This window comes from Desulfoluna sp. HI9BLuna, from assembly GCF_056829775.1.
The window spans coordinates 5,897,800-5,920,191 of the sequence record NZ_CP186555.1 but is presented as its reverse complement, the minus strand read 5'-3'; the positions used below and the strand labels follow the sequence as shown (position 1 = coordinate 5,920,191).

The window sequence follows — 22,392 nt, the reverse complement described above, 5'->3', positions numbered from 1 at the left end:
CCCCATGGGGGAAGGGATAAAAAAGATACCGGCGTCGGGCTTTCAATGGGGCAAGGCGTCAGACAACCGCTTTAAACGCATCGATCTCCCGTTGATACTGTTGGCGCCAGGTTTTCAGGTTCTGTTGAAGCTCCATGCCGAGCCCACGCTCCAGGGCCAGCTCCCGAAGACACTCGGTCACCGCCGCCACGACCCGCTGGACCTTGTCGGTCCCTGTGTAGGTAATGGAACCGCCCTGGTAACTGAACTCCTCGGTAAACGGATCCAGGAACTCATACCGGGATACTTTTTCGAGGAATTTCCGCTTCAGCACCGTATCAAACGGATCGGCCTGCTCCTTGACCCCGGTATAGGTCTGCTCGAAAACCCCCAGAAGCACCTCCAGCATCTCCACGGCATTCTGCCCCTGTCCCCCTTTGCCCTCGCCGGAGAGAGGCGCCCTGTCCTTCAAGCAGTCGTCGCTGAGCCGATGGATCTCCATCTGAACCCGCTTGATGGCAATACGGGTCCGGCTGTTTTTGGCGTTGGCCATGATGCGCCCGAGCTCCTGGTTCGGGTCCCGGAGAATGCCGCCGCTCTTACCCAGAACCGCTCCGGCGATCTCTCCCATGATGACATGCACCTGGTCCGCCTTCCCCGAAGGGTTCAGCACCTCGATCAAACCGGTGAACCGGTCCTGGGTAATTTTCTTCATGAGCGCCTCCAGGTCCACGGTGGAGGAGGTCAGGTTTTTGTGGATCAGCGCCGCTTCGTTGAGGTTGGCCCAGTATCCGATGCTCTCATCCGGAATCTCGAAGACCGAGAGGGTGTGCCGGGCCTCATCGGCCATGCGCAACAGCTCGTCAAGGGCTGGCTGACGATCCCTGTCCCGGCCGTCGATGCAGGTATGGGCATTGATCAATGCCCCCTGGTCAAAAAAAACGACACCTTCCGATGCGGGTGCCCGCATGATGACACAGCCCGAGGGCAAGGCATTTCGAAAGTGATCGACAAACCGCCTGATGCGTATATAACCGGTGTGCAGGTTGCTGACCACAGGGGTCTCTCTGGGAATGACTATCATAGATCAATCTCACTGGTTGGACAAACAGTCTTGCCGTCCCTGACGGCTGCAATCACGGGACGCCGCCCCGCATCAACACAAACGGGAGCATCTCAGGTGATGTGGAAAAACAGCCGTTCTCCGCCTGGTCTCTGCTCCCGCTGATAACACCCGTATGGAAACGCTACCGCTTTTTGCGGAGCCGTTCAATGGAAAATCGCAAACTGTCCTGCATGCGCGTTACTGCCTCGGCCAGACTGCCGATCTCATCACGGGATTTGATATCGATGACCACATCAAGCTCCCCGACGCTGATCCGGTCCGCCGCATCCGTCAGCATCTGGATGTTGGAGGTAAGCCGGTAGCCGTAGATCATGATGGACAGGCCGATGAAAAGGATCACCACAGCGATGAACCCGATGGTCATCTTCTGCGTGGCTTCGGTGAGGCCGGTGGCACTCTTTTCAATGAGCTGAATAGGCCCGGTAAAGTCTTCGATGAAGGTGGTACTCAAAATCAGGTAGGGGGTCTGCTCAATGGGCTCCACGGCCATGAACTTCTCTTTTTCCGTGTTGTCCGCACTGACCGTTCGGTAGTACCCCTTGATGCCCCGCCCCCCCTTCATGGCCTTGAACACCTCTTCAAAGCTCTGATAGCCCAGGCCAAGCTCTTCCTTCATTTTGCCCAGGAGAGGCTTACCCAGGTAGGACTCGTTGCGATGGCACCAGATACGGTAGCCCGTCTCTTCATCTTGATCCGGGGCGGGGATCTCGATCAAGGCTGTAAACCCTTCGGTGCCGACATCCTGAACCGCAATATCCCGCATGTCAAAGTCGTAGTAAAAGTCGTCTTTGTTCAGGTCCGGGTTGTTCCGAAGGAAGATAGAACACTGGGAGGCCACGCTCTTGGCTTTATTGACGATGATCTCCTCGGCCATCTGGCGCACCACGCCGGTGCTCTCTCCGGTGATGTTGTTGGCGAGGGTGAGCATCTGGTACTGGGTAAAGGCGCTGCTGCCGATGAACAGCAAAATGGGAATCCCGAAAAATAGAAAAAACATCTTGGTCCGCAGGCCGAACCCCTTGTACGAGGTCTTTTTCTTTCGGGCCACGCGGGGACCGTCCGCCGTTTTCTCTTCAGGGGCAGAATTCTTGGAGACAACCTTCAGGGGGGGAGTGGCCGGAGATGCAGGAGCCGCGTCCGGCTCAGGGGAATTTTCGCTGACGGGCACCGACTGGATAGGCCCGGAGCCTTCTCCGACAGCGACCTCTTCTTCCCCGGGAGGACGGATGGTAATGATGTGTTCACACACTTTGCATTTGATCTTGATGCCATCCGGAGTCTTGATGTGGTTCATCAGTTTTCCGGGGTCCAGATGGTAAATCTTCCCGCACTCTTCACATATCACGACCATACCCTGCTTGCTCCTTGACTGTTGAAATCTCGTTGGGGATTGTCACCGTTGGAATTGAGGTGCTCTGGCCTGCAGTGGGTCCGTCAGAAATTCTTTAGCCTCGACAACAGGACCTGCTGGAACTCCGCTCTCTTTTCGTCCCGGGGGATTTCCCGGGCCAGGGCGTCCACCAGCTCAGCCGCACGTGTCGGGGGATACTCTCACGATCAAGGGCCATCTCCTGAAGAAGATCCTCAAGGAGGATTTCCGCCATGGGCCCCATGGCCTTGGAGAGCTGATCCGTAAGAAAAGGGTAAAAATCACCCGACAGGGTCGGCACCGAAGAGACCACCTCCTCAATGAGGCCGAGATGGTCCAGGCGAATCAGGACATCCCGGATATCGGACAGGGTCAGCCCGAGTTCTCCGGCAAGCTCAGCGGTATTTTTTTCACCGTTGAGCTGCATCAGCAGGGTGAGCATGCGGCTGTCCAGCGACACCTCCCCCAGGTCCTCTCTGACGGCTCGCCGGTATACGGACGACGCGATGTTTCCTTTTAAAACCATGGCAACCTGCACTTGCTCCTATTTCCGTTTCACCAACCGAGCGATCTCTTCTCGAACCGCCTGACGAATAAAGGCCTTCACCTCATCGGAAAGCCCGCCCCCTGCCCTGCCGGAGGCAGATGGCTTCGCCGCCCCGTGCTGGGCAATGAGCCCCTTGAACCGCTTGAACTCACGCACATGGTACGCCGCCGAGCGGTTTTTCTGCTCTTCGGACATGTCGGAGCCCACGGCCGCTTCAAAGCTGTCGAAAAGGGATTTCAAAAACGAGACGGTTTCGGGATGGGCGGCGGCTTTTTTGGCTTTCAGGTAGCGACCGATGGTGTCGAGGAGTTTGATATAAATGGTCAGGGCCTTGTCGTCGCAACAGCTGCCACCGAGGCGTTTCAACTCCTGCAGGTAGGCATCGAGGTTTTTGTCCCCGATCTCCCACTCCATCTCAAGAATCACGGCCTTGAGGGTTTCCAAGGGATCCCCGGACGTCTCCGGCTTCCGGGCCGGACCGTCGTCGAACAGCTCGTCCAGGCGGCTGTCCAGCTCTTCGTTCATGGATGAACCGTTTATCGTCATTGTTAAACACTCCCTCCGAGCTCAAGCTTTTCGCGAATGGACATCACCGTCATGGAGATGATCCGCTTCATGGTCACCGCCACGTTATCGCCGTTCACGGCACTGGCTGTGTAGTAGGGTGCTTTGAGGCTTGTGTTGAGGTCTTTTTCCATCACCTCCACGGGCAGGACCGGGATTCCCTCGGATTCCAGATCCCGCTTATTGTACTGCATGACCAGTGGGATGGTTTCAATGTTCTTATTGAAGGAGACAAGGTTTTCCGCCAGGTTTTCCAGGGAACGGATGTTCATCTCCTGCCTCAGCGTCATGGAATCAGCAACAAACACGATCCCGTCCACACCGCGCAGCACCAGCTTTCGGGTGGCATTGTACTTTACCTGCCCCGGTACGGTGTAGAATTGTACCTTAATGGTGTACCCTTTGATCATCCCGATGTCAAAGGGCAGGAAGTCAAAAAAAAGGGTGCGGTCGTTGTAGGTCTTCACCGTCACCATTTCACTCTTGATCCTGCTTCGGAACTTTTCGTTGATGTACTCCAGATTTGTGGTCTTGCCCCCCCTGCCCGGACCATAATAGACAATCTTAACTTGGACTTCACGTTTTTTTGGATTTATCAGTGCCAAACCATTAACCTCTCTGATACATGATTGCCCGGATTCTCTAACATGCCGGCGGTCCGACGCCTCTAAACCAGGAGGTCCCGGATCCTGTCGTTTGCCTCGTTGACTTTCAAGCGAAGAAATCCCAGGGACACATCTTTTCCGAAAATGGTCAGGAGAAGCAAATCGGTTCCAATTTTGCTGAAATGAATGCTGTCGCTTTCTCCCTTGTGGAACAACAGAGAAAACTCTTCCTCTCCGATGATGTTGGCCATGGCACTGACCGCACCGAAATTCGCGGCAGCAAGGGCCGCAAGCGAATACACGTCGTGTTGGCACCGACCGTTGTCCAAGTTGACAATCACGTTGCCTGCCAGGTCGATAAGCACAACGCTCTGAACACCGAGTTCAATGAGCTCTTCATTCAGAACATCTTCAATGGATTCAAGCTGTTTTTTACTGAAATCAAAGGGGAAATCCATATTGGCGGGTCCTTCGCTCCGTATCTGTTGATGGGTTTCATGCCTGGCGGCAGTGCGTCTGGAATGTCTACAGGCAGAGGTTTCTTCTGTCGATATCAACCGGTTACTCGAACAGACCAGAAAACATTGATCCTAAGTAATAACAGGCAGATCCTATAACCCTATAGCTCATTTAAATTGATTAATCAATTTAAAACAAATGACAAACAGCGGATCAAGGGTTGATCCGCTGTTTGTTTTCTACGGCATATGTGTGTTCGGGAGGTTTTCCGGCAGAGGCCCTGCAAGGAACCGATCCACCTCAATAACAAGGCACTCCGGCATCTGTAAGGACATACCGCACCCGGTGCGGGAGGAACCCCCGGCACGGGCAAGGAAAGGCGTCATGGGTCGTATGTCCCTCATGGGTACGATGTCCCTTAAGCCTTTCCCGTGAAGAGTTCGAGGGCTTCCAGGTATTTTTTGGACGTGCGCTCAAGCACCTCCCCGGGGATGGAGGGTCCCGGAGGGGTTTTGTCCCAGGTCAGGGTCTCCAGGTAATCCCGGACAAACTGCTTGTCAAAGCTCTCCTGGGCACCGCCAGGCTTGTAAGTGGCCTTGGGCCAGAATCGGGAAGAGTCCGGAGTCAGGACCTCATCGATGAGGATCAACTCCCCGTCGCAAATCCCGAACTCAAACTTGGTATCGGCGATGATGATGCCCTTTTCTGCGGCGACTTCAACCCCTTTGTTGTAGATGGCAAGGCTGATGTCCCGCACCTTTTCCGCCATGTCCGCTCCAATGATCTCGGCGGCCTCTTCAAAAGAGATGTTGATGTCGTGGTCCCCCACATCCGCCTTGGTGGACGGGGTAAACAGGGGCTCGGCCAGGCGATCCGATTCCTTCAGGCCTTCGGGCAGGGGAATACCGCACACGGTGCCGTCTTTCTTGTAGGACTTCCAGCCGGACCCGGAAATGTATCCCCTGACCACACACTCCACCATCAGGGGCTTGGCTTTCCTGACGATCATGCTGCGGCCCCTGAGGGCTTCCGCGTGGGGTTTCAGGATCTCAGGATACGCGTCCACATCCGCTGTGATCAGGTGGTTGTCGATGAGAGAGCGCATCTGCTCATACCAGTACAGTGAAATCTGGGTCAGAACCCGCCCTTTTTCGGGGATGGGATCGGGCAGCACCACGTCAAAGGCCGAGAGCCTGTCCGTTGCCACCATCAAGAGGGAATCTCCAAGATCATAGATATCCCGTACTTTCCCCTTCTGAACCAGTTGAACGCCTTCAAGATTGCTGGTGTACATACCATTACTCCATAAAGAAGATAAACTCGGTTTAAAAAAACATCATGCCCAGTGCAGGCCGGTATTTATGTTGCTTCACTGTATAGCACTTATTCAATAACAGGTAAATCCAAAGGTTTCAGGTCGGTGTTCCCTCTCAGGATGCGCACAGATCCAGACAAAGAGACACTGAAAGCCGAGGCGACAGCCCCCCTCCCCCTGCACCGGCGGATGCATCCCGAAAAACCCGACCCGGGCCGTGTCGTAAACACGGTAAAACGGGTCGTACCACGGGGTTTCCCGCCGACATTTACCCCTTCTGGAACCCCTCGATAAACTTCAGGAGGATCTCACGGTCCTTGTCGCTGTGCTCCCCGAAACGGATTCCGGATTCTGCCCGCCCGGTCTTCCCCGTGCGGGTGTAGGCCACGTCTCCGACAATCGCCACCACATCATCCCTGAACCCGATGTCCAGGTGAACTTTGTGGCTGGGATCAATGGGGACATGGGTCTCCAGAAGGATCCCCCCTTCGCTGACGTCAAGGGTTTTTCCCATGCCCTGCTGGACCACGGTGTTCTCCGCATTGACACAGGCGTAGGAAAGGAGGTTGGTCGAGTTGTAGCGTGTGTGTTTTCTTTTTTCCATGGGGGCAGTCCTGACGGTTGATGCCGGACACTCTTCGTCTGCAGGAAAAGGCCGGCACCCCTTCCCCTGCGTCAACACCATATCGCATGGATGCACCAGGGACCCTAAACCATCGACAGGTTTTCAAAGGTCCGCTGCGGCATCGTAACTTACAAAATATTTCGAGAGGCCAGGTCCGTGATCAGAGACACACAGACCGAGGTGTACTCGATGATATTCTTGATAAGGTTCGGCGCTTTGTCATACTCAGCCATCAGCGCATCCGTGTCCAGAATGCTGAGTTTCAAATCCGGTGAGGCATACACCGAGGCCATGTCCGGTTCATGGGCATGCTTGAACATGGGCAGGCGACCGATGAAGCCCCCCGGGCCCATGGCTCCCAGAAACACCTTTTCTCCCCCGTTCTCCTGGACAAGATAGGCCTGGCCTGCTTCGATGGAGAACATCTTGGTGACGTGGTCACCCTGGCGGACCACGGGCTTGATCTCACGGGGCAGCCCGGACATGGGCTTCCCGCCGTACTTCAATGCAACGGCCCGGTCCGAAATCATGGCAAGGCGGTGTTCAATCCCCCTGACCACATAGAGAAACTCTTCGGAGAGCCCGGCAAGGGCCGAGGTGAGCTGCCGGGTATCGATGACCCCCAAAAGGACATCCCCTTCAGCCACTGCCGTGGCCGAGCGGGGGTGGTCGGGACGCGTCAGGGAGGAGAGGTTCCCCACAAAGGCGCCGCTCCCCACACGGGAGACCACCACAGAACCCATGGAGGTGTTCTTCACGATCTTGACCACGCCCTCCAGGACCACCCAGATCCAGTTGCCGTGGCGACCCTGTTCAATGATACGGTCTCCGGCCCGAAAAGCCTCTTCATCGGCAAGGTACATGTAATCGGAGAACGCGGGACCGCGAGCCACGGGCAGGTGAATGCGACCGGATTCATCCCGCATTTTGTCCCCGGTGTACTGAACGGGCCCCACCTTTTCGATCTCGCCCTCGTCCACCATCTTCAGGGCGTCCAGAATAATGGCCATGGAGGATTTCTGGATGACCCGGTCTTGGGGAAACTCCTCCTGCGACACCTCAAAGCCGCCCTCGCCCCAGCCAAACAGGGCGTACAGGGCCTCCTCCCCCTCCCTGCCGTCGCAGAAAGCGTTAATGGGGTTGCCGTCGAGGACGTAGATCACGCCGGGTGTATCCACATATCGGCTGGAAAGCTTCACCACGCCGCTCTTGCCGTCGGCACTGAGGAGCTGCAGAAGATCCGCAAGGTCAAAAAAACTCAAATCGCCTGTCAGTACAGGTTGTGTGCTCATCGTGCCCCGTATCGTCTTTCATTCGGTTTACGGACAAAGAAACCGCACCATGGGCGCGGTCTCCATCAACCATTACTGCAATGTCGCATACCAAAGGCCAAGGGGCGACGCCCCGGCCCTTACTTGGCCCACTGCAACTCCTTGTGAAGAGATATCAGGGTCTGCTTCAGACACTCCTGAAGGGTCTTGCCCACACCGGTTCCCCGGGTGGCACTGGCTTCGAAACTCTTCACCTTGAGCTGGCGGTTGAGGTCCCTTTCCATCTGCTCTACGGACATGATGGGCACGCCCTCATCGGCAAGGTCCCTTTTGTTGTACTGGAGTACCAGGGGAATCCGCGTGATACTCTGACCGTACTCTTTCAGGTTTTGCTGAAGGTCTTTCAGGGAGAGCATGTTCTTCTCCCGGCGAACCGCCAGGGAGTCGGCGACAAAAACAACCCCGTCCAGCCCCTTGAGCACCAGCTTACGGGTGGAGCTGTACTTCTGCTGCCCGGGGACGGTAAAAATCTGGACACGCACGTCGCATCCGTTGATTTTGCCAAGCCCCATGGGAAGAAAATCAAAAAAAAGCGTGCTGTCCCCTTCGGTATCCACGGAGACCATTTCACCGGTCACCTGTTTTTTAAAGGCTTTGAATATGTACTCGAGGTTGGTCGTCTTCCCACACCTGCCGGGGCCGTAGTAGACAATCTTGCACTCAATTTCACGCTTCTGGATGTTAAATATGGCCATATGGTTCCCGCATTGTGGCAAATGGGCGTGGCCCATTTTGTTGTACCTGTTGAAAACGGATTGTCTGCATCACCCGCCATGCAGTGGGCGTTACATACTGTTGATACGGATATCCAGGCTGAAATCCCCCTTTTTCGGACCGGAGAGGATCTCGGTGTTGGATTCCACCACCGCAGCACCCTTAAAAATCGCAATGGGGGAAAAAAAGTCGACGTCGTGGATGGGCTTGCCTTTTCCCAGATACTCCAGAAGCGCCTTTTCGCTGCTCGCCACGATGAGGCTCAGCAGGCTCCCGGACTGAAAACTGACATCCAGTTCCACGTGCTGCCCCTCCATGGGCCCCCCTTGAAAATTGATGCCGATGGATGTGATGTCGATGATATCGTCGTCCACCGGAGCTGTAAAGTCCTCCTCCAGGGAAACCGCCCCGCCATCGGTGGCCATGGCGGCGTCATCCCATGCGATGCCGTTTTTCTCAAAGGCAGCCTGCATGAACTGCGTCAGGGAGGTATACTGCTCCGGAGTAAAAAAGCCCTGTGACCACCAGCGCTTCACCATATCCACGGCCTCAGCGGCCTCGGAAAGCTCAAGATGGCACTTTACTGCGTTTTTCGCAGCCGAAAGGCTGATGCCGGGGCGGCGCACCAACCGCCGGAACTCTTCCAGGGCTTTTCGATGCTGACCGAATTTGGCAAGGGTGATGGCTTCGTTGATCTCTTTTTCATCGTCGCTCACCCCCTCTTCGGTCGTGGTGAAGAGCCGCTTGATCAAGTCCTGAACTTTACTTGAAACTTCGGGGTTGACCCGGGACTGGTCCCACTTGGCAATGGCGTGGTCCAGATCTTCCCGTTTTTTCTCCACGGCTGCGATGAGGACGTCACGATTCTGGATGCGGGTCTGTTGTTGAAGAATGTCGATGACAAGGGTGTATTTTTTACGGGCTTCTCTCAAAAGGCGCTGAGACTTGTATAGCTCGGCCTCTTTGAGCAGTGATTTGACTCTCTCTTTGATATTCATTCAACGACCCCTGAAGGATAATAATGCTGTACCGCCAACCATGATACAGGTCGCATGTGAATACGTGAGTTGCACAGGGGTTGCATTTTCCCCTGAGGGTGCCCTTTTCCCGGCTGACATACCGTCAAACCGCATCAGGGACGCCGCAGGACCGGCCTGCCTGATTGCGACGGTCCAAAAAAGCCTGCATGGGGAACAGGTTAGGCCCTCCCGTCGGCCGCCGACCAGGCTGCCAAACTCACGTTCTGAAACAGAAATATTATTTTTTCAGCGCATTATGTCAACACATAAATTTCAAAATCCCTTGATAGATGGTGTGATTCAGCAGGTAAGGCGCATGGCCCCTCCTCGCGGTGGACGCCTCGCCATCAGGAAAATTCAATTGAAAATCCGATGCCTATCCTTTATTTCAGTAAAGTGCAGCTATTTTCCTACACCTTTTTATTATCTGCCTTACACAGGGAGGATGTCAAACACAAATGAGCAGCACGGACCATGGACCGCCTTTTCACCTGCGTTCTGCGAAAAGGGTTTTTCACGCCACCGGTTTCATGGTAACGATGACAGCCGACCATGGACAATGGCCCCGTGACGGATACGGATTCCACCTCCGTCCATGGACGCAGGCTCAGACCATAAACAAAACCGACAGCGCACAGGGCGCAGGGCTCTCCTCCGGGCGGGCCCCGAAGTGACGACACGGCGCCTTCGTGCCCGAGCCCTCGCATACCCCATTAACCTGATTAAACGGGTCAACTGAATGGACAACACAGCAATGATTGCCGGCCGACTGAACGTGTCGCCGGCCCAGGTCACCGAAACCCTGGCCCTCCTCGACCAGGGCGCCACCGTTCCCTTTATCGCCCGCTACCGTAAAGAGGCCACAGGCAGCCTCGACGAAGTGGCCGTCGCCGAAATACGGGACCTTTCGGCCCAGCTCAGAGAGCTGGACGCACGCAAGGCGACCATCCTCACCTCCCTTGAAAAAAACGGGCACCTCACCGATGAACTGGAGGCACGGGTCCGGGCCTCGGACGCCCTGGCCGACCTCGAAGATATTTACCTCCCGTTCCGTCCCAAACGGCGTACCAAAGGCCAGCAGGCCCGTGAAAAAGGACTGGAGCCCCTGGCAGAGGCGATATTTGCCCAGACAGGTAAAGACCCGGAAGCCCTGGCCCCGGACTTCGTGGACGACGAAAAGGGCGTGGAGATCCCGGCAGATGCCCTGGCCGGTGCCGTGGACATCATGGCCGAATGGATCAACGAACAGGAGCCTGTCCGAAAGGCCCTGCGCGAGCTCTACGCCAAAAAGAGCACCATCTCCTGCCGTGTGGCCACAGGCATGGAAGAGAAAGGCGCCAAGTTCCGGGACTACTTCGACTGGAACGAACCCCTTCACGACGCCCCGTCCCATCGAATCCTCGCCGCCCGGCGCGGTGAGCGGGAAGAGGTCCTCAACCTCACCATCCGCCCCACCGAAGAGGATGCCCTCCAGATCCTGAACACCCTGCTCATCACAGGGGACGGCCCCGACTCCGCCCTGGTGCGCAAAGCCCTGGAGCAGGGGTACAAGCGCCTGCTTTCACGGGCCATGGAGACCGAAGCGCGGCTCCTGTCCAAAGAGCGGGCCGACCGGGAGGCCATCACGGTCTTTGCCGACAACTTACGAGAACTCCTCCTCTCCCCGCCCATGGGTGCCAGGCGGGTCCTGGGCATCGACCCCGGATTCCGAACCGGCTGCAAGGTTGTGTGCCTGGACAGCCAGGGCAAGCTGCTCCACCACGACACCATCTACCCCAACATGGGGGAACACAAAGATAAAAAGGCCGCCGAGACCATCCTGAACCTGGTGAAGCGGTTCGACATGGAAGCCGTGGCCATCGGCAACGGCACGGCCGGCAGGGAGACCGAACGGTTCGTCAAAGGCCTGGGCCTGCCCAGGGAGATCATCGTCACCCTGGTCAACGAAAGCGGCGCCTCCATCTACTCGGCCTCCGAGACCGCACGGAAAGAGTTTCCCGATCTGGACCTCACCGTAAGGGGCGCTGTCTCCATCGGCAGGCGCCTCATGGATCCCCTCTCCGAGCTGGTGAAGATCGACCCCAAATCCATCGGCGTGGGCCAGTATCAGCACGACGTGGACCAGACCGCCCTGAAAAACTCCCTGGACGACACCGTGGTCAGCTGTGTCAACGGGGTGGGCGTGGATGTCAACCGGGCCAGTGCCGAGCTCCTCACCTATGTGTCGGGCCTCGGTCCCCAGCTGGCCCGCAACATTGTGGCGCACCGTGATGAAAACGGCCCCTTCGAAACCCGAAAGGCCCTTCTCAAGGTGCCCCGCCTGGGCCCCAAGGCCTTTGAACAGTGCGCCGGGTTCCTCCGCATCGTCAAAGCGCAAAACCCCCTTGATTCAAGCGCGGTTCACCCGGAGAGCTACGGGATCGTGGATGCCATGGCAAAAGACCTCCATGCGGACGTCTCCTCCCTCATCGGGCGCACCGACCTGAAGCAGGCACTGGACCTCTCCGCCTACATCACGGACACCGTGGGGCTCCCCACACTCACCGACATCTGCGAGGAGCTGGCCAAGCCCGGGCGAGACCCCCGTGACGACTTCAAGCTCTTCAACTACCGGGAAGGGGTGGAGACCATGGACGACCTGGAGGAAGGCATGCGCCTTCCCGGCGTCGTCACCAACGTCACCGCCTTCGGTGCCTTTGTGGATATCGGCGTCCACCAGGACGGGCTTGTGCACATCAGCGAAATGTCCGATAAATTCGTCAAGAACCCCGCCGACGTGGTGAAGGTCCACCAGAAGGTGCAGGTGCGGGTCATCGGCATCGACAAACCCCGGAAGCGAATCTCCCTGTCCATGAAGAGCCCCTCCGAAGGCGGATCCGCCCCCCAGGACAAAAAACAGCCCCAACGGCCGACAAAGCCCAAACGGCAGACCAAGGGTTCCCAGCACAGGGAAGACAAGGGCCGCCCCTTCAACAACCCCTTTGCCGACCTCTTGAAAAAATAACCCACTGCCGGGCCTCTCTGCCAAGGAGAGCCCGGCCTTAAGATATCTGGCCCGCGCACAACGCGGGCCGTCACAGCCAGATACGGAGTATGGAATGCGAGCAGTGGTACAACGCGTCAGCCAGGGATCGGTTCAGGTGGAAGGTGAAGAGACCGGAGCCATCGACAAAGGCCTGGTGGTGCTCCTCGGCGTTGGCCGGGGCGACACGGAAAAGGAGGCCCGCTATCTGGCCGACAAAATTTCCGGCCTGCGGATCTTTGAAGACGAAGACGGCAAGATGAACCGTTCCCTCCAGGACGTGGGGGGCGCCATGCTGGTGGTCTCCCAGTTCACCCTCTACGGAGACTGCAGCAAAGGCCGACGCCCATCCTTTATTGATGCGGCCCCGCCCGATGAGGCCGATGCCCTTTACAATTGCTTTATCGAAGCGGTGCGGTTCAAGGGGATCTCCGCAGAGACCGGGCGGTTCCAGACCCACATGGAGGTCTCCCTCACCAACGACGGGCCTGTAACCCTCATTGTCGAGAGCAAGTAGAGGCTTAAACCCCATGAAACGCCCTTTATTAATCCTTGTGGGCCTCGCCTGTCTTCTCCTGCCCTCCCTGGCAGGCGGCGAGGTCCTGCCCCCATCCCTCGCGGCTGTCCTTCGCCCTTCCGACGCCCTGCTGGTCACCGAAGAGCCCCACAGGGTGGTCTACGCCCAGAACCCCGACACCCTGTCCGTCCCCGCCTCCACCCTGAAGGTCGCCACGGCCCTGACGGCCTTCGAGACCTTGGGCGAAGATTACCGGTTCCCCACGGATGTGGCCCTTACCAAAGAGAATATCCTCTTCCTCAAAGGGTACGGCGACCCCCTGCTCACCTCCGAGGTGCTGGCAGCCTATGGGCAAAAGGTGGCAGGAGAGCTTGTCGCACGGGGAGTACGCCGCATCACCGGCATCCGTGTGGACGACACCTACGTTGACCGCATCACCATCCCCGGGGTGTCCACCCGATCGACCCAGCCCTACGATGCCCCCAACGGGGCCCTCTGCGCCAATTTCAATACGGTGAATTACCGCAGGACAAACAAGGGAACCCTTGTGAGCGCCGAGCCCCAGACTCCCCTGCTCACCTTTGTGGCCAAACGGATTCCACGGGACGCCCCGGGCGGGCGCATCCGCCTCACCCCGGCCGAGAGCCGCCTTTATGCGGGCCACCTCTTCGCCTGGTTCCTGAAACAGCACGGCATCACCGTTACGGGTACCGTGGCGCCGCAGGCCATGCCCGAAGGTCCCCTCCCCTACACCCGGCGGCTTTTTTCCCCCTGGGCGCTTCCCGAGGTTGTGCAAAAGCTCATGGCCTTCTCCAACAACTTCATGGCCAACCAGCTCTTCCTGGCCTCCGGCGCCCACGCCAAAGGGAGCCCCGCCACCCTTGAAAAAGGACGCAGTACCTTCTGCGATGTGATGAGCCGCCTCATCGGGCAGTGCCCCGCCGTGGTTGAAGGATCCGGCATCTCCCGGAAAAACGTGCTCACGGCGCGCACCATGGACGCCTTGCTGGTGTGCTTTGCGCCCCACGCCCCCCTGCTCCATGAAGAGAACGGCGCCCGTTACAAAACCGGAACCCTCAACGGGGTCTCCACCCGGGTGGGATACCTCACCATGCCCGACGGCCGGAAGTATCGCTTTGTCATCTTCACCCACCGCGCAAACGGAAACGCGGGCCGCATCTTAAAAGCCCTGAAAACCGCCCTGGCCGCCCAGACACCCCACCAATAAAAAACGGGTCCGCCGACGCATTGCGTCAACGGACCCGTTTCCATCATTCGTAACAAAATACCCTGCAAAAAGGGAGGCTCACGCTCCGGCGACAATCCCCTCTTTGGTGCTTGCGATGTACGCATAGGCGCTGTGATTGTGAATGGACTCAAAATTCTCAGCGCTCAGCTCGAACCAGGTAATGTTGTCGTCCCGGTTCAGGGCCGTGGCGATATCCCGGACAATGTCCTCAACAAACTTGGGGTTGTTGTAGGCCTGCTCCGTGACGTACTTTTCGTCCACACGCTTGAGCACCGAATAGATCTCGCACGACGCGGCCTGCTCCACCAGCTCGATCATGTCCTCGATCCAGTTGAACTTGCGAAATCGCGTGGCCAGTCGCACTTCACCGCGCTGATTGTGGGCTCCGTGGGCGCTGATCTCCTTGGAGCAGGGGCACAGGGAGGTGATGGGAACCACCACCTCCGAGATCAAATCAACCTCGTCGTGCTCATTGCTCGTTCCCAGGAACCGGCACGAATAATCCACCAGCCCGGGGGAGTGGCTTTCCGGAGCAGTTTTCTCAATAAAATAGGGAAAAGTAATATCCACATGGGAAGATTTCGCGCCCAGGATTTTTTTCATCTCAACTAGTATACGAGAGAGGGTGGGCAGCGAAAGTTCCAGGTCGTTTCGAAAGGAATGCAACAGCTCGACGAAGCGACTCATATGGGTACCCTTGGAGTGGTGAGGCAGATCCACATACATGTTGATGGAGGCCACCGTATGCTGGGTTCCATTGGACCTGTCCAGGACACGCACCGGGTATTTCAAATTTTTAATGCCGACCTGATCAATAGGAATATTGCGATAATCAGGCTGTTTCTGCATATCAATCATGTTGTCTGTTCCGTCCCCTGTCAAAGTGAGTTGTAGAACAACAAAAGCAAAGAAACGACGCTATGTCAACAAGTAGTCCAACCGGACCTGGCTCAGGGATCGGAAAAGATTTCCTTTGACGTGGGGATTATCCTTGCAAAGCGCAGTCAAAAGATCTTTGATTTCACGGCGTTTCGATACCGCCGCCGAAGGGCACGGGTTGGTGTAGACCGGCAACTCCTGTTCCGATGCAAACCGGACAATGTCGGCTTCCTCGGCCAGGTAGAGAGGCCGGATCACCGTAACTTCACCGTTAAACATCGACTGGTGAGGCATCATCGTGCTGATCTGTCCCGAGTAAAACATGTTGATGAGCAGGGTTTCAATGACATCATCCTTGTTATGACCCAGGGCCAGGGTGCGGCACCCCAGCTCGGAGGTCAATTCAAACAACCGCTTTCGTCTCAGGCGCGAACAGATAAAACAGGGGTTCGCGGCCTGCTCATCCTTGTGGGCTTCCGGGCCGTGATTCGTGATTTCGCACGTCAGGGTCAACCCCAGCCCGCGGCAATGCGCCGCCAGCTCGTCGGCAAACCCGCCGTCGAATCCGGGATCAATATAGATCGGGTGGATGGAGTAAGTCACCGGGATCCTGCGAAGCCGCTCCACAAGAAGAGTCAAAAGGGTCAGACTGTCTTTTCCTCCCGAAAGCCCCAAAGCAATCCGGTCGCCGTCTTCAATCATGGCGTACTGGTGGATGGCTTTCCCCATGGCACGATTGAGGCGCTGGTATATTCGCGTTTCTCGTATCACATTGTTCCTGAAAATCTGTGGAATGGTTGGGTGGGCCCTGCAAAAGCCGGGAAGGAGAGGATCATGAAGGACGACAGCCACCCCTTCAGGCCGCCACAGAAACTGCGGCCCGAAGTGAAAGGTGACCTGTCACAGGCTGACCTGATCGAAAGCGGGCTACGACTCGTCTTCCGTTTTCAGGAAGACCTTGCCTGAGGCAATCTCTCTAAGGGCGGTGACAACATCTTCGTTGTTGGCGGACTGAACGACGAATTCAGCTCCGTCACGAATCTGACGTACGCGCTTGGAAGCCATATGCACGAGCATAAAGCGATTGGGAACCTTCTCAAGGCAATCTTCAACGGTTACTCTGGCCAAGGTCATTCTCCTTGTGTTCGAAAAATAACGTGTTTTGTATACCGGTCTGAAACGCGAAAAGCCGCGCTCTTCCGGGGAAAATCAACTGTCGTTACGGGTGAGCCGGGCCGTGACAAAAACGAAACCGGGCCCCATGCCGACTTATTACTATATACGAACCGATAAAAGATTACAAGATCTCAACAAGCTCGTAGAGTCGCTGGCCGCCGGGGGCCTGGACAGTCACTTCGCTTCCCGGAGCCTTGCCGAGGATGGCCTGACCCAGGGGGGACGAAACAGAGACCTTGCCCTTTGCAATGTCCGACTCTTCCTGACCGACCAGCTGATAGGTCACTTCTTCACCGGTGTCAACATTTTCAAGAACAAATCGGCTGGCGAAGACCACCTTGTCCGAGGGAAGGGTTTCGGGATCGATGACATCAGCGTTGGCGACCTTGTACTCCAGATCCATGATACGCCCTTCAATGAAGGACTGACGGTCTTTTGCCGCATCGTACTCGGCATTCTCCGAAAGGTCCCCATGGCTTCGTGCGACCTCGATGGCTTCAATGGTCTTGGGGCGGTCCACCGTCTTCAGCTGGTGGAGTTCCCTTTTCAACGTTTCGTAGCCTTCCTTGGTAATGGGAATGGTCTTCAAAATAGTGCTCCTGGTGTTTCTGTGGGACCCGGGCAAAAGCCCGACCCCGTTACAGTGTCCTTTAAAAACAAAAACCTCTTTCGCCTTTGGGATCCATCGACTGAATCCCCGGCAACGAAAGGGGCTTTGTCTGTTTATCTTTTCAGAAAGGCCCCATCATACATGAAGGAGCCTTGTTCTTACACAAAAAAAGCGCTGGGCGCGGATCAGGCGCGTCCTTCCGCCTGCTTGGCACGCCGGGCCAGCACAATGGTGAGAATGGGCCCGGAAACCACATAACAGAGCGAAATAACAAAAAGTGCCAGATGCGGTTTCTGCGCAATGAAGATAAAGACAAGGATGGCGGAAACCAGCATGTTAAACTTCATCTTCTTAAAGAGCTCGGCTTTTTTAAAGCTCTCGTATTTCACAGAGCTGACCATCAAAAACGACAGGGCGTACATGCCGAGCAGGAAAACAAGGGGAAACTCCGAAGCCGGCACACCAAACTTCGTGCAGAACATCACGGCCGTGGCGTTCATGCCCGCGGCAGCCGGAATGGGAAGCCCCAGAAAATGGTTGCTGGGCGTTGCCTCGGCCATGGTGTTGAACCGGGCAAGGCGAAGGGCCCCGCAGATGGTAAAAAGAAAAGCTGCAAGCCATCCGATGCGTCCCATGGGTTTCAAGATCCAGAGATACATCAGCAGCGAGGGCGCCAGCCCAAAGGAGACCAGGTCCGCCAGGGAGTCAAACTCAATGCCGAACTGGCTGGTGGTGTTGGTGGCGCGGGCAATCTTGCCGTCCAGTGAGTCAAAAACCACCGCAATCAAAATGGCAATGGCCGCAAACTCAAAGCGTCCCTCCAGGGCGGAGACAATGCAGAGGAACCCGAAGAACAGGTTCATGGATGTAAACGCGTTGGGCAGCAGGTAGATTCCTTTTTTCAGCCGTTCTTTTCGTGCATCTTTCATGAGAGTACCCCCATAACCGTTGTGCCGGCCTGAACTTTATCGCCGATGGCCACACGGCAGGCAAAGTCGGTGGGCAGGTAAAGATCGAGGCGAGAGCCAAAGCAGATCATGCCGTAGCGTCGGCCCCGTGTAACGCGGTCCCCTTCGTTTACGCCGCAGATAATGCGCCGGGCCACAAGCCCTGCGATCTGGACGGTGGCAAAGGTCACCCCCTGGTCCGTTTCAATCACCAGGGCATTGCGCTCGTTGTGCTCTGAGGCCTTGTCCAGGCTGGCGTTGAAAAACTTTCCGGGGTGGTAATGAATGGCCTTGACCGTGCCGTCAAAGGGGACCCTGTTGACATGCACGTTGAACACATTCATGAAAATGCTGATCTTAAAGCATTTCCCCTCGACATACGGGTTCTCGTCCACCACCTCTGCAAAAATCACCTTGCCGTCCGCAGGGGACGAGAGGTAGCCCTCCCCCACTTCCACGGCCCGGTCCGGGTCCCTGAAGAAGTAGCAGACAAACAGGGTGATGAAAAAAGAGATCAGGGCGAGAGTGTGGAAATGAATCCCTGCAAGGAAAAGAGTGGAAACACAGGCCACCACAATAAAGGGTATGCCGGGTTTTGCAACTTGAAATGCTTTCAGACTCGGTGTTTCAGGCCAGGTAAAACGATCCATTCGCGGTTCCAGTATTCATATGGTTGAAACGCCTCCGCCCACCGTCTCACCCTGGTGCAGACACGCACCCGGGGACAGCCGACGCAAGACATCAATATCATCGTTGCTTATGCACGATTCCTGTTGGCGTGGTGCATCTGATGAGGTTGGTAAGACTCACAGCCGCCATCCGTGCCATGGCAACAGATGGGAATCAAACGTTGTTTGCGGGGCGTCCACGCCCCGCAATCTCGGCATTTTTAAATGCCACCTTCTGTATTGAGGAGTATCAGATCACCCATGCCTTGTCAAACGAAAGCCCCTAACCGTGCCCCTCTGAAGCATTTCGGAGCTCCAGGGCGATCTCGGCGTCCGACTTTCTCAGGTACAGAGGCGTCAGGGCAGCCGCGTCCTTTCCCTCCCCCCTTTCAAGGGCTTCCAGGGCAAGGGCCGCCACAACGGAAGGGCGGATAGTATCATACTCTGGAGCAAAAAAAACCTTTTCTTTCAAGGCGTTCCTAAAAAGATCCCCGTAGGCAGACGCACCGGTGCCGATACAGAGGACCTCACCGGTGAGCCGCTCCGAAAAGTCTTCCGGCCGAACAGCCTCGGGGGAAGAGACCTCGGTCACACCGCCTGTCTCGTCCGGCCGGTAGAGGGCCGCATACACCTCGCCCTTGCGGGCGTCGATCATGGAGGCGATGGGTTTTCCGGCCAGGGCCGCCCCCCGGGCCAGGGCCTCCAGGGTGCTGACCCCCACAACGGGTTTGCCCGCCACCTCGGCCAGTCCCTTGACCACACTCATGCCGATGCGCAGCCCGGTAAAACTGCCGGGCCCCACAGTGACAGCAAAGCCGTCCAGGTCTCCCAGGGCCAGCCCGGAACGGGACAGGGTCTCATCCACCATGCCCAGCAGGTGGCGAGAATGGGTCTGGCGACTTGTAAAGAGGCTCTCGGACAGAAGACCCTCCCCGTCGGTGACGGCCACGCCGCATGACAGGGTGGAGGTATCCACGGCAAGGAGTCGCATCATGCCGCCTCCTCTTTAGCCTTGCGCTTGCCTTTGGCCTTGGTCTTGCCTTTGGCGGCGGCAGCCTCCTCCTTCTTGAGCCGGGCAGCGTCCTCAGCCAGGGTGTCGAACCCCTCGATGGCGATCTTGAGCACATCGTCCAGGTGCCGGACAGGCACAAAGGAGATCCGCTTTTTCACACTCTGGGGAATCTCCGCCAGGTCCTTGGCATTCTTTACCGGAAACAGAACGGTCTTGATCCCGCCCCGCAAGGCCCCCAGGGCCTTTTCCTTCAGGCCGCCGATGGGCAGGACCCGCCCGCGCAGGGAAATCTCGCCGGTCATGGCCACATCACTGCTCACCGGCCGGTCCACCACGGCGGAGAACAGGGAGGTGGCAATGGCAATGCCCGCCGAAGGCCCGTCCTTGGGGGTGGCCCCGTCCGGCACGTGGATGTGGATATCCAGGTCATCAAAACTGTCCTTGAATCCCAGGCCTGCAAGGGCATGGCGCGTATAGCTCATGGCCGCCTTCACAGACTCCTGCATCACCTCGCCCAGCTGGCCGGTGACAATGAGTTCCCCCTTGCCGGGAATGATGGAGGTTTCCACATAGAGCACCTCCCCGCCCACCTGGGTCCAGGCGAGGCCGGTGGAAAGGCCCACCTGGCTCTCTTCCTTGTCCAGCTCCGAGAGATACTTCGGGGGACCAAGGTACTTTTCCAGATTGGCGCGGCTGACACGCTGCCCGCCCTTGGCGCCTTCGGCCACCTTGCGGGCGATCTTGCGGCAGACAGAACCCAGCTCGCGTTCCAGGCTTCGAACCCCGGCCTCCAGGGTGTAGTGCTGAATGACGTCGTCCAGGGCCCCTGCGCTCAGCTGCAGGTGACGCTTTTTCAGGCCGTTCTCCTTGACCTGTCGGGGCAGCAGGTAGTTATCGGCAATGACCCGCTTCTCTTCATGGCTGTACCCGGAGAGATAGATCACCTCCATGCGGTCCAGCAGGGCCGACGGAATGGTATCCAGCTGGTTGGCCGTAAGGATGAACATCACCTTGGACAGGTCAAAGGCGATGTTCAGGTAATGATCGCTGAACTCGTTGTTCTGCTCGGGATCCAGGGCCTCCAGGAGCGCCGACGAGGGGTCCCCCTTGTAATCGGAACCCAGCTTGTCCACCTCGTCCATCATAAAGACGGGGTTGTTGGAGCCGCACTGCTTCAGCCCCTGGATGATCCGGCCGGGCAAGGCCCCGATGTAGGTCCGCCGGTGGCCGCGGATCTCGGCTTCGTCTCGGATTCCGCCCAGGGAGATGCGTACGAACTCCCGTTTCATGGCCGCTGCAATGGCTTTGCCCAGGGAGGTCTTGCCCACCCCGGGAGGGCCCACAAAGCAAAGAATGGACCCCTTTACATTGGGGTTGAGCTTTCGAACACTCAGAAATTCAAGGATGCGCTCCTTGACTTTTTCCAGTCCGTAGTGCTCTTCGTCCAGCACCTTGGCCGCACGCTTGATGTTGAGGTGGTCCTTGGTGCTGACGCTCCAGGGAAGCTCCACCATCCAGTCCAGGTAGGTCCGGATCACCGAGGCTTCCGACGAATCGGAGTGCATCTGCTCCAGGCGCTTGAGCTGCTTCAGGGCCTCTTTTTCCGCTGCCGGAGACATGCCGGCCTTGGCAATGTTCTCCTTGTACTCGGTAAGCTCTGCGATCCTGTCGTCCTGCTCGCCGAGCTCACGGTTGATGGCCCTCACCTGCTCCCGCAGGTAAAAATCACGCTGGGTCTTGGAGATCTCGTCCCGCACATCGGTCTGGATCTTGACCTGCACCGCGGACAGTTCCACCTCCCGGCTGAGGTACCCGTAGACTTTCTTCAGCCGCTCCATAGGATCCTGGCATTCGAGGACCTGCTGGGCCTCGTCCACCCGCAGCCGCAGGTTGGAAGCCACAAGGTCGGCCAGCTTGCCCGGAGAGTCGATACTCTCCAGCACCGCGGACACCTCCGTGCTGAACTCCCCTTTGAGGGTCAGGATTTTTTCGCTCTGCTCGCGGACATTGCGCATAAGGGCCTCGGCGGTGAGATCCATCTCCGGAGAGGCTTCCTCCTCGATCTGCTCAAGACGCACCTTGAAAAACGGCGATTCGTCCACGTACTCCACGACCCGTCCCTTGGCCATGCCCTGGACCAGGGCCTTGATCTTGCCGTCGGGCAGCTTCACCATGCGAAGGACCTTGCCCACGGTGCCCACGGTGAAGATCTCTTCGGTCTTCGGTTCTTCGTCCGCCGGATCCTTCTGGGCCGCAAGGAAAATGAAGCGATCCCCTTCCAGGGCATGCTCCACGGCGCGCACCGACCTGTCCCTGCCGATGAACAGGGGCAGGAGCATGTCATTGAAGATCACCACATCCCGAACAGGCATCAAGGGAAGAATTTCAGGGATTTCGTTATCGGGAACCTCTTCTTCGATGAGGTTGATCAGATCGTCTTTGTCGGTAACAGCCATTCCAACTCCTGCATATGATGCGATGGCCCCGCAGCCCGGGAAAGGGTCCCGGCTCCCCGGCGGAGAAAAACCGACCGGGAAGACGTCAAAGGCGCAGGCGAGATGTCTAAAAATCGACGATTTTTTGACGCCATCATGATTTTTTGAACGCAAACATCATCCCCCGGGCAGCGCGCCGTGTTGCCACAACGCCCGAAACGGCC

At 57.3% G+C, this 22,392-nt stretch carries 22 protein-coding genes; 3 read left to right on the top strand and 19 right to left on the bottom strand.

Annotated elements, in window-relative coordinates:
* Window positions 1-58: 58 nt before the first annotated feature.
* The 11 genes from ACOYW0_RS24030 to ACOYW0_RS23980 form a co-directional block, all read right to left on the bottom strand.
* Window positions 59-1,063, bottom strand: coding sequence for a hypothetical protein (locus ACOYW0_RS24030; protein WP_482416253.1), 1,005 nt, complete (start codon window positions 1,061-1,063; stop codon window positions 59-61).
* 163 nt (window positions 1,064-1,226) lie between these two features.
* Window positions 1,227-2,456 (bottom strand): HAMP domain-containing protein, encoded by a 1,230-nt coding sequence (locus tag ACOYW0_RS24025; RefSeq protein WP_482416252.1) that lies wholly within the window; start codon window positions 2,454-2,456, stop codon window positions 1,227-1,229.
* 83 nt (window positions 2,457-2,539) lie between these two features.
* Window positions 2,540-2,626, bottom strand: coding sequence for a hypothetical protein (locus ACOYW0_RS24020; protein WP_482418861.1), 87 nt, complete (start codon window positions 2,624-2,626; stop codon window positions 2,540-2,542).
* Window positions 2,627-3,018: 392 nt separating this feature from the next.
* Window positions 3,019-3,567 carry a hypothetical protein gene (locus ACOYW0_RS24015; protein ID WP_482416251.1) on the bottom strand — a complete coding sequence of 183 codons (549 nt, stop codon included), beginning with the start codon at window positions 3,565-3,567 and terminating at the stop codon, window positions 3,019-3,021.
* 2 nt (window positions 3,568-3,569) lie between these two features.
* Window positions 3,570-4,190 (bottom strand): GTP-binding protein, encoded by a 621-nt coding sequence (locus ACOYW0_RS24010; RefSeq protein WP_180144918.1) that lies wholly within the window; start codon window positions 4,188-4,190, stop codon window positions 3,570-3,572.
* A 62-nt stretch (window positions 4,191-4,252) separates the two neighbouring features.
* On the bottom strand, window positions 4,253-4,648 hold the full coding sequence (locus ACOYW0_RS24005; RefSeq protein ID WP_180144915.1) for a roadblock/LC7 domain-containing protein: 396 nt from the start codon (window positions 4,646-4,648) through the stop codon (window positions 4,253-4,255).
* Window positions 4,649-5,067: 419 nt separating this feature from the next.
* A complete protein-coding gene (locus tag ACOYW0_RS24000) occupies window positions 5,068-5,943 on the bottom strand; it encodes a phosphoribosylaminoimidazolesuccinocarboxamide synthase (RefSeq protein WP_180144912.1) in 876 nt (291 codons plus the stop codon).
* Between the two features lie 289 nt (window positions 5,944-6,232).
* Window positions 6,233-6,568 (bottom strand): PilZ domain-containing protein, encoded by a 336-nt coding sequence (locus ACOYW0_RS23995; RefSeq protein WP_482416250.1) that lies wholly within the window; start codon window positions 6,566-6,568, stop codon window positions 6,233-6,235.
* Between the two features lie 149 nt (window positions 6,569-6,717).
* A complete protein-coding gene (locus tag ACOYW0_RS23990) occupies window positions 6,718-7,881 on the bottom strand; it encodes a cyclic nucleotide-binding domain-containing protein (RefSeq protein WP_482416249.1) in 1,164 nt (387 codons plus the stop codon).
* A 119-nt stretch (window positions 7,882-8,000) separates the two neighbouring features.
* Window positions 8,001-8,615 (bottom strand): GTP-binding protein, encoded by a 615-nt coding sequence (locus ACOYW0_RS23985; protein ID WP_180144903.1) that lies wholly within the window; start codon window positions 8,613-8,615, stop codon window positions 8,001-8,003.
* Between the two features lie 90 nt (window positions 8,616-8,705).
* Window positions 8,706-9,632 carry a hypothetical protein gene (locus ACOYW0_RS23980; RefSeq protein ID WP_482416248.1) on the bottom strand — a complete coding sequence of 309 codons (927 nt, stop codon included), beginning with the start codon at window positions 9,630-9,632 and terminating at the stop codon, window positions 8,706-8,708.
* A 760-nt stretch (window positions 9,633-10,392) separates the two neighbouring features.
* On the opposite strand from ACOYW0_RS23980, the gene ACOYW0_RS23975 reads away from it, so the two are divergent.
* The 3 genes from ACOYW0_RS23975 (at window position 10,393) to ACOYW0_RS23965 (ending at window position 14,420) form a co-directional block, all read left to right on the top strand.
* Window positions 10,393-12,657, top strand: coding sequence for a Tex family protein (locus ACOYW0_RS23975; RefSeq protein ID WP_482416247.1), 2,265 nt, complete (start codon window positions 10,393-10,395; stop codon window positions 12,655-12,657).
* A 94-nt stretch (window positions 12,658-12,751) separates the two neighbouring features.
* The gene (gene dtd / locus ACOYW0_RS23970) at window positions 12,752-13,192 is read left to right on the top strand and encodes a D-aminoacyl-tRNA deacylase (protein ID WP_482416246.1); all 441 of its coding nucleotides are present in this window, start codon (window positions 12,752-12,754) and stop codon (window positions 13,190-13,192) included.
* Window positions 13,193-13,205: 13 nt separating this feature from the next.
* A complete protein-coding gene (locus ACOYW0_RS23965; protein WP_482416245.1) occupies window positions 13,206-14,420 on the top strand; it encodes a D-alanyl-D-alanine carboxypeptidase/D-alanyl-D-alanine-endopeptidase in 1,215 nt (404 codons plus the stop codon).
* Between the two features lie 78 nt (window positions 14,421-14,498).
* Here the strand turns inward: ACOYW0_RS23965 and folE2 are convergent, their stop codons facing one another.
* The 8 genes from folE2 to lon form a co-directional block, all read right to left on the bottom strand.
* Window positions 14,499-15,299, bottom strand: a complete 801-nt coding sequence (gene folE2 / locus ACOYW0_RS23960) for a GTP cyclohydrolase FolE2 (protein ID WP_482416244.1) — start codon at window positions 15,297-15,299, stop codon at window positions 14,499-14,501.
* Between the two features lie 60 nt (window positions 15,300-15,359).
* On the bottom strand, window positions 15,360-16,091 hold the full coding sequence (locus ACOYW0_RS23955) for a PP-loop family protein (RefSeq protein WP_482416243.1): 732 nt from the start codon (window positions 16,089-16,091) through the stop codon (window positions 15,360-15,362).
* Window positions 16,092-16,247: 156 nt separating this feature from the next.
* On the bottom strand, window positions 16,248-16,448 hold the full coding sequence (gene rpoZ, locus ACOYW0_RS23950) for a DNA-directed RNA polymerase subunit omega (RefSeq protein ID WP_180144883.1): 201 nt from the start codon (window positions 16,446-16,448) through the stop codon (window positions 16,248-16,250).
* Between the two features lie 169 nt (window positions 16,449-16,617).
* The gene (gene greA / locus ACOYW0_RS23945) at window positions 16,618-17,085 is read right to left on the bottom strand and encodes a transcription elongation factor GreA (protein WP_180144880.1); all 468 of its coding nucleotides are present in this window, start codon (window positions 17,083-17,085) and stop codon (window positions 16,618-16,620) included.
* Between the two features lie 206 nt (window positions 17,086-17,291).
* Entirely contained in the window at window positions 17,292-18,035 is a 744-nt protein-coding gene (pssA, locus tag ACOYW0_RS23940) for a CDP-diacylglycerol--serine O-phosphatidyltransferase (protein WP_482416242.1), read from the bottom strand.
* Window positions 18,032-18,703, bottom strand: coding sequence for a phosphatidylserine decarboxylase family protein (locus ACOYW0_RS23935; RefSeq protein WP_180144874.1), 672 nt, complete (start codon window positions 18,701-18,703; stop codon window positions 18,032-18,034). Before ACOYW0_RS23935 ends, pssA begins: the two co-directional genes overlap by 4 nt.
* 301 nt (window positions 18,704-19,004) lie before the next feature.
* Window positions 19,005-19,715: a tRNA (adenosine(37)-N6)-threonylcarbamoyltransferase complex dimerization subunit type 1 TsaB gene (gene tsaB / locus ACOYW0_RS23930; protein WP_482416241.1), complete on the bottom strand. Its 711-nt coding sequence runs from the start codon at window positions 19,713-19,715 to the stop codon at window positions 19,005-19,007.
* Window positions 19,712-22,189, bottom strand: coding sequence for an endopeptidase La (lon, locus tag ACOYW0_RS23925; protein ID WP_482416240.1), 2,478 nt, complete (start codon window positions 22,187-22,189; stop codon window positions 19,712-19,714). The genes tsaB and lon overlap by 4 nt, the downstream gene beginning before the upstream one ends.
* Between the last annotated feature and the right edge of the window lie 203 nt (window positions 22,190-22,392).